Origin of the sequence: Candidatus Amarolinea dominans (assembly GCA_016719785.1) — a bacterium.
Classification (GTDB): Bacteria; Chloroflexota; Anaerolineae; order SSC4; family Amarolineaceae; genus Amarolinea; species Amarolinea dominans.
Map to the genome: position 1 here is coordinate 1 of JADJYJ010000024.1, position 14850 is coordinate 14850.

The 14850-nt window shown below is 66.6% G+C and carries 5 protein-coding genes; 4 read left to right on the plus strand and 1 reads right to left on the minus strand.

Features of this window, described 5'->3' with window-relative positions; genetic code table 11:
- A partial coding sequence (locus IPM84_20420) for an N-acetylmuramoyl-L-alanine amidase (protein MBK9095076.1) occupies positions 1-3382 on the minus strand: 3382 nt, incomplete at its 3' end.
- A gap of 358 nt (positions 3383-3740) precedes the next feature.
- On the opposite strand from IPM84_20420, the gene smc reads away from it, so the two are divergent.
- The 4 genes from smc (at position 3741) to IPM84_20440 (ending at position 14314) form a co-directional block, all read left to right on the plus strand.
- A complete protein-coding gene (gene smc, locus IPM84_20425; GenBank protein MBK9095077.1) occupies positions 3741-7394 on the plus strand; it encodes a chromosome segregation protein SMC in 3654 nt (1217 codons plus the stop codon).
- Positions 7354-8253: a DMT family transporter gene (locus tag IPM84_20430; GenBank protein ID MBK9095078.1), complete on the plus strand. Its 900-nt coding sequence runs from the start codon at positions 7354-7356 to the stop codon at positions 8251-8253. The genes smc and IPM84_20430 overlap by 41 nt, the downstream gene beginning before the upstream one ends.
- Before the next feature lie 503 nt (positions 8254-8756).
- Positions 8757-10859, plus strand: coding sequence for an SUMF1/EgtB/PvdO family nonheme iron enzyme (locus IPM84_20435; protein MBK9095079.1), 2103 nt, complete (start codon positions 8757-8759; stop codon positions 10857-10859).
- Positions 10856-14314, plus strand: coding sequence for an SUMF1/EgtB/PvdO family nonheme iron enzyme (locus tag IPM84_20440; protein ID MBK9095080.1), 3459 nt, complete (start codon positions 10856-10858; stop codon positions 14312-14314). The genes IPM84_20435 and IPM84_20440 overlap by 4 nt, the downstream gene beginning before the upstream one ends.
- Positions 14315-14850: the final 536 nt, after the last annotated feature.

The window sequence follows — 14850 nt, forward strand, 5'->3', positions numbered from 1 at the left end:
TCCACTGGTCGCCCGGACAAACGGTGGCGCCCTTTTGCACCTGGTCCCAGATGTCACGATGACCCACCACGCCGGTGACCGGGATACTGTTCTCGAACTTCGGCTGCAGTGGGACGCTGTACTTCTGCATCAGCCAGGCGATCAACTGCGTGGCGCTGGCGAGCTGGGCGGCTGTCGGTTCCTGCTTCTCTGGCGGGTGCGGTTTGCCCTGCAGATCGGTGCGCATGAAGCGGCCAATCAGGCTGACCGCCACCGTGTAACTGTTCGGTTCGCCGCCCACCTGGTTCGAACGGATGTCATCGGGCTGGCAGTGATAGATGACGCCGTCGGGCGCCACGATGTAGTGATAGCCGACGCCGGGCCACGGCGCCTTGATGACCTGGTCGCCCTTCTTGCGTTCGCCGAAGACGTGGTAATGCGCAATGGTCTCCACGGTGTGCGTCAGCGGGGTGTCGGTGTGATGCACCGCGATCATCGTGATCGGCCGCGTGCGCGTCGTGTAGGGCGGCAGGGTGGGGTGCGTAGCCAGCTTGCCGATCATGTCCACGATCGCGGGCTGCGGCACACCGGCCGGCTGACCCGCCCGCAGCCGGGCGATCTCGGCCTCCAACGCCGCGATGCGGCTGCGCAACTGCGTCACCGTGACCTCGCCGGCGGCGACCGCATCACGCAGGTTCGTCACCTGCGCCTGCAGATCGGCCACCTGGCCGCCCGCGCTGCGCAAACGCGCCACCTCGGCCTGCGCCTGCACCAGCGCGCTCTTCAGGTCATCGCGCTCCTGCGTCAGCCCGCTGATCTGGCCGCGCAACTGCGCGACCAGCGCGCTGTCGTCGGCGCCCCCGTCGTCCGGCGGCGCTTTGGCCCGCTCGGCCTCCACGGCCGCCAGCAGGGTGTGCTTGAAAGCGGCGCCGCTCAGCCATTGTGCGCCGGGCGAGGGAGCGCTCTTCTCCACTTCCCGGCGGCCGATGACCGCCTCGACGCCCAATTGGCAGGTTGACAACAGCCAGGCGATCAGGCGGGCCGCGGCGTTCAACTGCTCCGCGGGCGGTGCAACCGTCGTAAAATCGCCGGCCAGGGCCACGGCCACGCTGTCGGCGTTCGCGGCCGGCTGATCGGTCTGCTCGGTGATCGTCTCCAGCGGCTGCGTCGCGTAGATCGTGCCGTTGCTGCTGATCAGGAAATGATAGGTGATGCCGGGCCGGTTCTTGCCTACTACCTGCGCCTCGGCCACGCGCTGCGGCGTGACCGTGCCCGGAGTCACCGTGTGATGCACGACGATGCGCTTGATGTCGCTCAGCGGCCGGGTCGGGTAACGCTTGACCTCATGCTGTTTCAACGGCCCAGGATCCTTGATCTCCGGCTTGACCACGCCTGGCGCCGGCGCTCCGCCCTGCAGTCGCCGCACCTGTTCAGTCAGATCGGCGATTTGCAGCTCCTTCTGCGCCACAGCGGTGCGCAGACCGACGATGTCCTGCTCCTTCTGCGCCAGCGCGTCGCGCAGGCCGGCCAGCGCCGTCTCTTTCTGCTTCAGCGCGTCACTCAGACCGTTATTATCCAGTTCCTTCTGCGCTAGCGCGGTGCGCAGGGTCTGCGTCTCCTGCTCGAGCTGCGTGGCGGCGACCTGCAACTTGCCGAGCTGGGCCGTCAGTTCATCCACGCGCTGGCGCAGTACCGCCAACTCGGTGTCGTCCGGCTGCGGCTGTTTGTTCAGCCAGGTCTGCACATCGGTCAGCAGGCGCTCACGGTAGCGGGCGCCGGTGTTCCATTGGTTACCGGGCGAGGGAGCGATCTTCTCCACTTCCCGGCGGCCGATGACCGCCTCGACGCTCAATTGGCAGGTAACGAGCAGCCAGGCGACCAGGTGGGCGGCGCTGGCAAGCTGCGCTTCGGTGGGCACTTCCGTCGTGAAATTGCCGCCCAACGCCACCGCCACACTGTCAGCGTTGAGATCGGGTTTGCCCGCCTCCACGACGGCCTCCAGCGGCTGCGTCCAGTAGATCGTGCCATCCGTGTTGATGAGGAAATGGTAGGTGATGCCCAACTTGCCGGTGCGGATCAGGGATTTGGCAATAGTCACGGGAGAGGTGTCGCCGGCAATCCCGGTGTGGTGAATCACGATGCGGCGGATCGCGCCTGCGTCACGGGTGGGATAAGGCGCGGTCTGTGGCAGGCTTCCGCGCAGGTCTTGCAGGTCCGGCTGCGGCACTGCGCCCGGCGGCAGGGCCAGCAGCGCTTCCAGGCTGCTCACGCTGCGGGTCAGGGCATCGGCCTCCGCGGCTGCGGCGGTCACGTCGCCGGCGCGCTTGCCCAGGTCTGCAATGCGGGCCACGAGCGGGCCGGACACCGCGGCGCCCGCGGCGAGCGCCTTCTGCAGATCGGCCAGCAATTTGGCCACCTGCGTCTCCAGATCGCCCAGGCGCTTGCGCAGCGCCGCGAAGGGATCGTCCACCACCACCGCCCGCTGCGGCCACTTGAAGCCGGCGCCCAGGGCCTGCCTGAAATCGTCTTTGGCACCGTTCTTGTCTTCGATCACGAAACGGTCATCATGCGACCACCGATAGAGCACCAACGCGCGGATCACCTGGTTGCCCGGGTTCTGATTCCAGCCGTTGATGTCCTCGTACGCGCGGCGAATCCAGCCGGTGTTGCGGTCTTCCCACGGCCCGTTGTAGTTAGTTTCGGTGATGTAGCACGGCAGGGAGCGCATGGACGCGGGCACCACGCGCAGGAAATCCTGGTAGGTGGCAAACTGCTTGCTGTAGCGGTTGTACGGCGGGTCCATCGTTTCAGTGCTGGTGATGATCGCCGGATCGGGGCTGCGGCTATAGGTGTGCAGGGTGAAGCCGTCGCACTCGCCGGCCACCAGCTTGAGCACCTCCTCGAAATACTTGACCCAGTCGCCGGTATGCTCATTCCAGGGCGCTACGGCCCCCACCAACACCTGTGCGCCGGGGTCCACTGCATGGATGGCATTGCGGCAGAGGCGGTAGCAGCGTGCGTACAGCGCCGGCGTGATCTTTTCATCCGGCTCCGGCGACTTGGGCTGCTCCTCGCGCATGTTCGTCTCGTTGCCGATGATCCAGATGCGGCAGCCCGGCGAGTTACGCACGAAATTGGCGCAGCGCCTGGCGAAGTCCTCGTAGCGCGAGGAGTGGGGGATGGTGCTGGTGGGGGGGTAGCCGTAGTTCAGGCGCACGATCACGCCCAGGCCGCGGCCGGAGAGGTTGGCGTAATTGGGATTGCCGCCGTGATCGTTCGGATCGGCCTCGATCTTCTCGGAAATGACCACCCACCCTGGCGTACTCGCATCGAGCATCAACTGCTCACCGCCGGGATCGTGTAGTCCGTACAGGTACTCGGAGTCGAACATGGGACGTGGCATCAGTGAAACCTCCGGGATCGAGAGTGCAAAGTGCAAAGTGCAAAGTGCAAAGTGCAAAGCGCAGAGTGCAAAGTGCAAAGTGCAGCGTATTGAGTTCGGTTGCTGTTTGTTCGGGTAGGGCTTCGTGTGCGGTTGTTGTTTTGAGCCGCCTGCATTATACGCCCCCCACGCCATTGAGCAAATCCCGCTCCCCGGTCTCCAGAGAGAGATCAGGGATTAGAGACCAGAGATCGGGTGTGTGGAAGGCGAGAGTTCTGCCGTTTTTTGCCATTCCTCTTGCCAGTGTTAGAATGCATTCTGCTGCCCGTCTCAGCACGGAGAGACGAGTTGACGCCCGATAAGGATCGAATGGAGATTCATGCGCCTCAAGCAACTTGAACTGCAAGGCTACAAATCGTTCGCCAATCGTACTGAGTTCGTCTTCGACCGCGGCGTGACCGCGGTCATCGGCCCCAATGGCTCCGGTAAATCGAATGTGGCTGACGCGGTGCGCTGGGTGCTCGGCGAGCAGAGCTTCAACCTGCTGCGCGGCAAGAAGACCGAAGACATGATCTTCTCCGGCAGTGATCAGCGCGCCCGCCTGGGCATGGCGGAGGTGCGCCTGACCCTGGACAACAGCGATGGCTCGCTGCCGCTCGACTTCGCTGAAGTGACCATCACGCGTCGCGCCTTCCGCTCTGGTGAAAACGAATATCTGCTCAACGGCAACCGCGTGCGCCTCAAGGACATTGCCGAGCTGCTCGGCCGCTCCGGTCTCAGCCGACGCACCTACACCGTCATCGGCCAGGGCCTGGTGGATCAAGTGCTCTCCCAGCGGCCCGATGAGCGCCGCGCGCTGTTCGAGGAGGCTTCGGGTATCACCGGCCAGCAGGCCAAGCGCGACGAAGCCCTGCGCCGCCTGGACGACACGAAGGTCAACCTACAGCGGGTGCAGGACCTGCTGCAGGAACTGACCCCGCGCTTGCGCCACCTCAAACTGGCCGCGGACAAGGCCAACCAGGCCAGGCAGCTCCAGGCCGACCTGCACGCGCTGCTGCGCACCTGGTACGGCTACCGCTGGCATACGCTGCTGGGCGAGGTTGAACGCGCCCAGCAGGGCGAGCGCAGCGCCGCTGACCTGCAACGCCAGTTCCAGGCCGACCTGGCCCGCCTGGAAGCGGATCTGCAGGCGCAGCGCGCTCGCCATGCTGATCTGCGCCAGCACCTGGGCGATTGGCACCGCGCAGCCAGCGCGCTGCACCGCCAGGCCGAGACGACCCAACGCGAACTGGCGGTCAACGAAGAGCGTCAGCGCCAACTGCTGGGTCGTCAACGCGACACCGCGCTCGAGGTGGAAAATTTGCAGGCGCAGGAATCTGTGGCCCAGGAACGGCTGCAGGCCCTGCTGGCGGCCGTGACCACTCACCGTGAAGCCGCGACGGCACGGCAGGCCGCGGTGCGCCAGGCAGAAGAGGCCCTGGCCGCACGCCAGGCTGACCGTCGTGTCCGCCAGCAGGCGCTGGAGCAGGTGCAGGCCGAAGCCAACCGCCTGCTCTCTGCCCAACAGGCCGCACGTGCGCAGATGACGCAGATTGGCGAACGTCAGGCTGCGTTGCAGAAAAAGCAGTCCGAACACGCCGGCGCCATCGCCGTTGCGCGCCAGACCGCGGCCACCCTGGCGCAGCGTGTTGGTCTCCTGGAGGCCGAACAGGCGGCTGCACAGGCCGAAATTCAACGTCTGGGCAACCTGGGCGCCGAGCAGGCAGCCCTGGCCGAGCAAACTGAGGGTGAGCGCCGCCAACTGGCCGCCGCGCTGAACGATGTCAGCCGTGAAAGCGCCAGCTTGCAGGGCCGTTTCGAGGTGCTGACGCGTTTACGCAGCGAAGGCGCGGGCTTTGCCGCGGGCACGCGGGCCGTATTGGCCGATCTGTCCAGCCCGCGGCCACAGCTTCCGGCCGGCATCCTGGGCACAGTCGCCTCATTGATCCGGGTGCCCAGTCATCTGGAGACCGCGCTCGAAGTCGCCCTGGGCGGTCAACTGCAGGACATCGTGGTAGAAACCTGGGCAGTGGCCGAGGCTGCCATCGCGTTTCTCAAACGCACCGACAGCGGGCGCGCCACCTTCCTGCCCCTGGACACGATCCGGCCCGCGCCGCCCATTCCTGTGCCGCGTGGCGCGGGGGTGCTCGGCGTCGCGGCCGACCTGGTGGAGGCCGCGCCGCGCCTGGCGCCGGTGGTCGCTTACCTGCTCAATCGCGTCGTCGTCACCGAAGACCTGGCCGCGGCGCGGCGCGTGCGCCAGGGGCTGGGCAGCGGCCCGCAGCCAACGTTGGCGACGCTGGAAGGCGACCTGGTGCGGCCCGGCGGCAGTGTCAGCGGCGGCAGCTCAGCGCGCAATCGCCAGGATGGCTCAGTGCTGGCGCGCGAACGCGAGTGGCGTGAGATGCCCGCGGCTATCGAGGCGTCGAAGGCGCGCAGCCGCCAAGTCGAGTCCCAGGTGCGCCAGGCGGAACAGAAGCGCCAGGCCGCGCTCGACAGCCAGCGTCAACTGCGCAGCGTGCAGACACGGCAGGAACAACAGGCCGCGACCGGTCGTGAGGCGCTCAACCAGGTGCAGCGCGACCTGGATCGTCAGCGCCAGGCCGAACGTTGGCACACCGATCTGGCGCGGCAGGCGGCCGAGGAAAGCGTCACCCTGGCCGCGCGGATCAGCGCGCTGCAAGCCACCCTGACCCAGCACGACGCCCAGCAGGCGGCCAGCCAGGACGCCATCGGCGCCGCGCGGCAATCGCTGGCCGCGCTCGCAGCTGATGATCTCGATCAGGCGCTGGCCGCGGCACGCGCCGCCCTGGCAAACGCGCAGGCGCAGGTTTCCACGCAGGCCGCGCTGGGGCAGCAGGCGCAGATGGCGCGTGAACAGGCTGTCGCGCAAGCCGCGGCCCGTCGCGCTCGCGCCGCGGAGTGGCAGGCCGAGCTGGAGCGCCTGGGCGCGCACGTGCGCGAGTTGACCAGCCAGGATGGCCGGCTGGCCGGCCAGATCAAGACCTATCAGGATCAGATCGAACCGGCCGAGGCTGAACTGGCAAAGGTGGAAGCGACGCAAACGCAGCAGGAAAACGTGGCCAACCGGGCGCGCCAGCAGGTACGCAGCGCCGAGGTGCAGTTGAACCAGGCCCGCCTGGAGTTGGAACGACGCCAGGACACGCTGGCGCGCCTGCGTCGCGACATCGAGCACGATTTTGGCCTGGTGCAGTTGGAGCAGAGCGAGGAGCTGGCCGAGCAGCCGCCGCTGCCGTTGGGCGCGCTGGTCGAAACCCTGCCGGTGGTGGAAACTCCGCCGGAGGGGCTGGAAGCCGAGGTGCAGCGCCTGCGTCAGCAGTTGACCCGCCTGGGCAACATCAACCCCGACGCACCGACCGAGTATCAGGAAGCGGCCGGCCGCCATACCTTCCTGGTCGAGCAGGTGGCCGACCTGGAAAAAGGGGCACACGGGCTGCACGAGGTCATCGCCGAACTGGAGAAGGTGATGGAGCGGGAGTTCCGCAAGACCTTTCGGGCCATTGCCGAGCGCTTCAAGGAATACTTCAGCATGCTCTTTGGCGGCGGCAGTGCGCGTCTCAGCCTGACCGATGGCGACAGTCTGGCCACGACCGGCATCGAGATCATCGCCCGGCCGCCGGGCAAGCGGCCGCAGAGCCTGGCCCTGCTCTCCGGCGGCGAACGTGCGCTGACCGCGGCCGCGCTCATCTTCAGCGTGCTCAGCGTCAGCCCGCCGCCGTTCTGCATTCTCGATGAGGTGGATGCGGCCCTGGACGAGGCCAACGTGGGGCGTTTTCGGGATGCGCTCGGCCGCCTGGCGCGTGACACTCAGTTCATCGTCATCACGCACAACCGCGGCACGGTGGAAGCCGCGCGGACCATCTACGGCGTCTCCATGAGCACGGACAATGCCTCGCAGGTGTTGTCGCTGCGCCTGGAAGAGGTGCCCGGTGATGCTGACGAGCGCAAGGTTGAAGCGGGCCGTGCGGGGTAAGTCCTGGGCTGCGCCCGCGCTCATCGCCAGTGTGTTCTTCTGGTCCGCCAGTTTTACCTGGTCCAAGCTGGCCTTGCAGGAGGTGAACCCGTGGAGCCTGGCCTTCTGGCGCTGGCTGATCGCGGCCCTGTTCTTCGCCGCCTATCTGCCGTTGAGCGGACAGGGGCCGCAGGTGCGTCTGGCGCTGCGGCGAGATGGCGGACGCCTGCTCCTGCTCAGCCTGCTCGGCGTCAGCCTGCTCTACGGCCTGCAGAACATCGGCCTGACCCGCACCAGCGCCATCCACAGCAGCCTCATCATGAACGCGATCGGCCTTTTCACCGCGCTGCTCGGCGTCTTCTGGCTGGGCGAGCGACTGGGCCGCCGCGGCTGGCTGGGCCTGGCGCTGGCGTTCGGCGGGGTGATTCTCATCGTCTGGCAGGGCGCCGCGCCCGCGGCTGGCGTCAGCACCCTGGCGGGCGACCTGATCACGCTGGCAGCCGCGCTGTGCGCCGCGCTCTATTCCATCTACGGCAAGCCGCTGGTCGGCCGTACGCCGCCGGCCGTCATGACCGGGTTGGTCGCCGGCTTTGGCGCCCTCTTCTTGCTGCCGGTCGCCGCCTGGCAAGGGCTGACCATCCCCGCCCAGCCAGGCACATGGCTGCTGCTGCTGGCCCTCGGCATCGGCAGCAGCGCGCTCGCCAACCTGGCCTGGTGGCAGATCCTGGCCCGTATGGACGCCAGCCGCGCCGGCATCTTCCTCTTCCTCATCCCCGTCATCGCCAGCCTGATCGCGGTCATCACCCTGGGCGAAAGCCTGGGCGGCCAAACCCTCGCCGGCGCCGCGCTCGTGTTGGGTGGGCTGTACCTGGCGCGGTAGTTCCAAATGTAGCCATCCATGTGACTGGCCAGCGCCAGGCCGTCCTGGTGGGCGCGACGCGTCCCGTAGGGACACCTGACCTTAGCCATCATCGCACGAGCCGTATCCGTCCCGTAGGGACACCTGACCTTAGCGACGGATTGCGCTCGGGGCGGCCTCATTCAATCGTCCCTACGGGACGACGGGTGTGGGGGGGCATCGCTCGCTCAAGTCAAGGTGCCCCTACGGGGCGACGGGTGTGGGGGGCATCGCTCGCTCAAGTCAAGGTGCCCCTACGGGGCGCCGCATTTCCAAATGTAGCTTTCCAACGCCCACAATCCCTCTTGCTGCCCACCTATCTCGGGGATTTTGGGCCAAAACCGCCCGAACGAGGAGCGCAGGCCCATTTACGGGCAGCCATTCCGTTCACATTTGGCGATCAGCAAATTTATCCTTATAATAAGGATGAATTCCCAGAAAAGTAGTCGTCATGAACGGACAATTAGCCGATACGAGGCGCCTCTATGCCATCCGGTCCATCAACTCGCTTTCTCGACTTCGATCTGGAAATTGGCTTCGGCGCAGACCGCGCCTATCCCGTCACCGTGCTCTATTCACCGGCAGGCGAGGCGCGCGGCGTCATGCGCTTCCCGGCCGATGATCGGACGCTCACCAGTGTCCTGGCGAATCTGCGCACCGCGCTGCGCGATTCCGACCATCAGCGACGTGCGGCGCCCAGCCCCGGTCAGCGGGCCGTGCGAGAATTCGGCCAGGCCCTCTTCGATGCGCTTTTCACCGGCGAGGTGCGCAGCCGCTATGATGTCAGCCAACAGCAGGCGGCCGACGCGGATGTGGGCCTGCGCCTGCGCCTGCGCATCCGACCGCCCGAACTGGCCGTGTTGCCCTGGGAGTACCTGTACGACGCCCGCGAGGGCGACTACCTCTGCCTGTCACGCAACACGCCGATCATTCGCTACCCGGAACTGCCACAAGCCGTGCAGCCCCTGCCCGTGGTCAAGCCACTGCGCATCCTGGGCGTGGTCGCCGCGCCCCGCGACCTGCCTGCCCTGGACGTGGGCCAGGAACAGGCGCGCATCGGCCGCGCGCTGGCGTCCCTGCAGGCCGGCGGGCAGGTACACCTGACCTGGCTTGCCGAATCCACGGTGCGCGCCTTGCAGCAGGCGCTGCGCGCAGGCCCGTGGCACATCTTTCATTTTGTGGGACATGGCGGCTTCGACAGCGCCAGTGACGAGGGCTTCGTGGTGTTGACCAACGATAGCGGGCAGTCACAGCCGCTGTTCGCCACACAACTGGCGCGGCTGCTGGCCGACCAGCGCAGCCTGCGCCTGGTGCTTCTCAACGCCTGCGAAGGGTCGGTCAGCAGCGAACACGACATCTTCTCCAGCGTGGCCGCCATCCTGACGCGGCGGGGAATGCCGGCCGTGCTGGCGATGCAGGATGTCATCACAGACCAGGCCGCGCTGGAATTTGCCCGCGCCTTCTACGAAGCCGTGGCCGATGGGCTGCCCGTGGAGGCCGCGGTCAGCGAGGGCCGCAAGACGGTGAGCCTGGTGGTGGGCAACACGGTGGAATGGGGCACCCCGGTCCTGACCATGCGCGCGCCCGAAGGGACGCTGTTCGCTGTCAACGCAGGGCCGGTGACGGTGACATCGCCCGTCGAGGCCGAAAAACGGGGCAGTGCGGAGGATGTTCTCCCTGCGCTGCAGGCGCCGCGACCTGGCCCCATTGCAGCCCACTGGTTGGAAATGGTGGCGCCCCGCAGCCATACCGCCGCGGCGCCGGCCCGCATCGCGTTCGACTGGGTGGAGATTCCCGCGGGACCGTTCTGGATGGGGAGCGACAAGCAGAAGGACGCTGAGGCCTCGGAATATGAGCTACCGCAGCACACGGTGACCTTGGGCGCGTATCGAATCAGCCGGGCGCCGGTGATGGTGGCGCAGTTTGCGGTCTTTGTGCAGGCAACGGGCTACGTGACGACGGCGGAGAAGGAAGGGTGGAGTCACGTGTGGACCGGATCGAAGTGGAAGCAGGTGAAGGATGCGTCATGGCGAGCGCCGCGCATGCCTGGCAGTGACGTGGAGCAAAAAGGGCAGCATCCGGTGACGTGCGTGAGTTGGATGGATGCGTTGGCGTTTTGCGCCTGGGCAGGGGTGCAGATTCCAAGCGAGGCGGAATGGGAGAAGGCGGCGCGCGGCGCGGATGGGCGGATTTACCCGTGGGGGAAACGAGGCGCCAGACGGGCGCCGCTGCAACTTCGGCGTGGACGGCGGCGACACGACGGCGGTGGGGAGTTACCCAATGGGAGCGAGCGCCTATGGGGTGTTGGACATGGCGGGGAACGTGTGGGAATGGACGCGCAGTGCGTGGGGACAACAATGGGACAAGCCAGATTTTGTCTATCCGTACAACGCACGCGATGGCCGCGAGGAATTGAGCAGAACAGATCTGCGTCGAGTCCTGCGGGGCGGGAGCTGGCACAATGGAAGCAACAACGTACGCTCCGCGCTCCGCTACCGCGGCAGCCCCGGCAGCCGCAGTTGCGATGTCGGTTTTCGGGTGACATTATCGTGAATGAATCCCGAATCCGAATTGGCGAGGCGCGATGATGACATCATTCAATACTGCCGCTGTTCGTGAGCTGTTGCTCACGGCCTTGAGCGATGAGGATCTGACGACCCTCTGCTTCGACCACTTTCGCCCGGTCCACGACGATTTCACCGCCGGTCAGTCGCGCTCGCAGCGCGTGCGTCTGCTCGTGGAATACTGCGAACGCCGGAATGCGCAAGAACTCCTGCTGGCACGGGTGAAAGAGACCGCCCCGGCGCGCTTCGTCGAATACGAGGAGCGCACGCGCAATACCACCATGATCCTCGATACGCTGCTGAACCACGGGCTTGACGCCGGCCTCGAAACGTTGACCGGCCGGCCCGCAGCGCTCGACCAGGCCGTCGCCAACCTGCGCGGCCGAGAGAAGGAAACGCGCCAGGCGCGGCTGCGCGATCTCCTCGCGGACGCGGCCGACCGGGCGCGGGCGGAGTTCAAAGGCGAGGTGGATGCGACCGGCGCCCCGCTGAGCCAACTGCTCGACCAACCGCCGTTCCTGCTGCGCGTGGCCGAGATTCTGCTGCTTGGCGAACGACCCGATATGCCACAATTGCGCACGGAGTTCGGGCCACGCATGGGTGAAGAGCGCTGGGCGGCCAGCCAACGACCGTTGTTGCGCTTCTTGCAGGAGTTGGATCGGAGCCTGCTCCTGGATGACGTGTGGGGCTTGACCCTGCGTGAGTTCCGCGCGGAGGCTTATCTGGCCAGCATTGACCGCAACACGCTGGCCTTGCACAGCGCCCTGGCCCGGATCAGCGAGCAGATGGCTGTCCTGCCCGACGGCATCGCGCAGGCGGTCGCCCGGCGTTTGCATCCCCTTGACTTGGCCGACCTGGAGAAGTCCTACCTGCGCGGGGTGTACGCGGATTGCAGCGACGTGCCCCTGGCGAGCGGCAGTACACCGCCCGACGCCGCGCAGAACCGGCGGCCGCGGCTGCAGAAGATCTACGTGGATCTTGACACCACGACGCCGCCAGAGTTGGACCGAGTTTATGCGCGCTTGGGGATCAGCGCGGCCGATCGCGCCCAGGCGGAAGCCGTGCTGCGCCAGGCCGTCCGTGAGACGCCGGGAGAGGCGATCCCAGTCCGCGCTGGACGCAGCAAAGAGAGTCTAACCGTCGAAGCGCTGCGGGCGCTTGCTGGCGAGCGCAGCCAGGGCGAAGGCGAACGCGCTAAGGAAGTAGAAAAGCAGCTAGGGGTTGCGGAAGGAAAGCTGCGTTCCGCCCTGACCAGCCTGAGTGCACTGGAGGCGATCGGCCAGCACCGGCAGTTCGTCATCCTGGGCGACCCGGGCAGCGGCAAGAGCACGCTGACCCGCCGCCTGGCCGCGGCGCTGGCGGCCGCGGCGCGTGACGACCTGGCGGAGAGCGAGCGCGATTGGGCCACGTCGTTGGCGGGGGCTTTCCATCACTGGCTGCTGCCGGTGCGCATCGTCTTGAGCCGCTGGGCTTCCCATCTGCCCAAGGAGGATGTGGGCTGCGCAGATGACCTGATCGCCGAATGTATGCGCCTGCTCAAGGCCAGCGGCAGCGTCGACGAATCTCGTCAACGCGAGCAGTTCGTGGCCCGTCTGACGGCCGAACCGCCGACGGTGCTGCTGCTTCTCGACGGCCTCGATGAGGTCGCGGACGTGGACCGGCGCCGGCGCCTGCTGGCCGCGGTGCAGCACTTTGCGACGAGCTACGCGCAGGTTCCCCTGATTGTGACCTGCCGGCAGCGCCCCTACCGCGAGGGAGAGCATTACCGCCTGCCGCTGCAGGATGTTGAATTGGCGCCGCTCAGCCGGCCCGCAGCCGGCGAGTTCTTGCAGCGCTGGCACGATGAGCTGACCTGGGCCGGCTTCTATCAGCCGATGGCCGCGACCAGCGCACAACGCCGGCTGTTGGAGGCGATTGACGACCCGGAGCGGGGGGAACTGCGTGAGATGGCGGGCACGCCACTGCTGCTGACGATGATGGCGCGCGTGAACTACGAGCGCGGCCTGCCGGAAAGCCAGGCGGCCTTGTATGAGAGATATGTCCAGATGCTCCTGTGGGAGTGGGAGCACACGAAGCTGGACGACCAGGGGCAGCCGACGGGACTGGAGATTCTCCTGCGGCAGGCCGGGGTTTCGACGGTGAGCCTGGAGCGCGCGCTGAACAAGCTGGCGTACACGGTGCACGGCGCGGAAGGGCAGCGCAGTGTGGTGGACATCCGACGGGCCACCATCCGGGAGGCGTTGGAGGAAATCCATACGGGCGACGACGCGACCAAGGCAGCGTGGGCGGTGAGCGTGTTGAAGCTGATGGACGACCGCTCCGGGCTGATCTATGCCGTGGAACAGAATCGGCTTTACCGGTTTTCTCACCGTACCTTCCAGGAGTACCTGGCCGCGCGCTGGCTGGCGACGGGTGACTTCGTGCGTAAGTTCAGGGAGAAGATGGACCAGGAGCAGTGGCAGGAGGCGATCTTCCTGGCCCTGGGCTACCAGGTGTCGGTGTTGGGCCGCTACGACGACGCGCTCGAGGTGATTGACGAACTGCTGCCGGCTACGCCCACCAGCGCGGTTGACTGGCAGCGGGTCTTGGTTTTAGGTGAGGCCTACACGCGGCTGCGGGGGCCGAAGTGGGTGAAGGAGGCCGAGAAGGAGAAGCTGCGCAAGCGGGTGATGGCCGATGTGCCGGCGCGGCTGACGCTGGCGATGCACACGGCCAGCCTATCTGCGCGGCAGCGGCTGGACGCCGGTCTGCTATTGGACGCCCTGGGGGTCGAGCCGCCGGGGCTGGACGAGTTCGTGGCGGCGCCGGGGTGGGGTTTCGCCATCGGTCGGTATCCGGTGACGAACAAGCAGTACCGGCGGTTCATGGAGGCCGGCGGCTATGCGGCGGAGAACGAGGCGAGGTGGTGGGGCAAGGAAGGTCAGAAGGACAAGCGCCAGTACAAATGGACGGAGCCTCGCTTGTGGGACGATTCCCGCTTCAACCACGACACGCAGCCGGTGGTCAGCGTGAGCTGGCACGAAGCCAGCGCGTACGGCGCCTGGCTGACTGAGCACCTGCGCGGCCGGGGTGTGATCAGCGGCGAGCAGGTCGTGCGCCTGCCGACGCAGGCCGAATGGGAGCAGGCGGCGCGTTCGACGGACGGTCGTGCCTATCCCTGGGGTAGCGGCTTCGATCCGGCCAGGGCTAACACAGAGGAAAGCGGCCTACAGCAGACCACGCCGGTTTGGATGTACCCTGACGGCAGGACGCCAGAGGGCCTGTGGGACCTGGCCGGCAATGTGTGGGAGTGGACGAGCGCCGTGAACGAGAATGGCTATCCGTGGCTCAAGGGTGGAGCGTACTGGAACAATGCCAGCCATGTCGGTTCGGCTGCCCGCCCCGACGGCAGCGTGTGGTTCAGGCACTCCAATGGGGGTGTGCGGGTGGTAGTCGTCCCCGTCTCTCGTCTGGGGCCAGTTCTGGTTTCTGGCTTCTGAATTCTGGATTCTGCCACTCGGATTATCTTTCTTTCACTTTGGCAATCAAGGGGCATGCCCCTTGTTGTAGGGCCGGGTCGGTTCGGCTGCCCGCAACGACAACAACCCGAGGAACAGGAACGACAACAACGGTGTGCGGGTGGTAGTCGTCCACGACTCTCCTGACTGCGTCACGTCCCCGCCAGCAATGGGCGGCGCCGCCTGGCGTCGTCGCCCCGGTGCGGAAACGAGAGACGGCGCGATCCGGTCCTGGCCGCAGTCGGCACAGCGGCTGCGGGCAACTAGCGTCGAGGCCCGACCCCTGCGTCTGCAACACGGCGCTTGGGTCGGGCCGTTCTTATGGCTTCTTCATCCAGCTCCCCATCAGTCTGCCAACCTCGGCGGTCAAGCCGCTCACGTGCCGATACTGACCGTCGCTGACTGGAAGTCGCGGCAACGCGTACGAAGTCCACCCTGCGGTGGACTATGGACTACGTCTGGCCCGCCTCCAACGTTAAATGCGCCTCGATGCCCTTGACGCAATATAACATATTGTG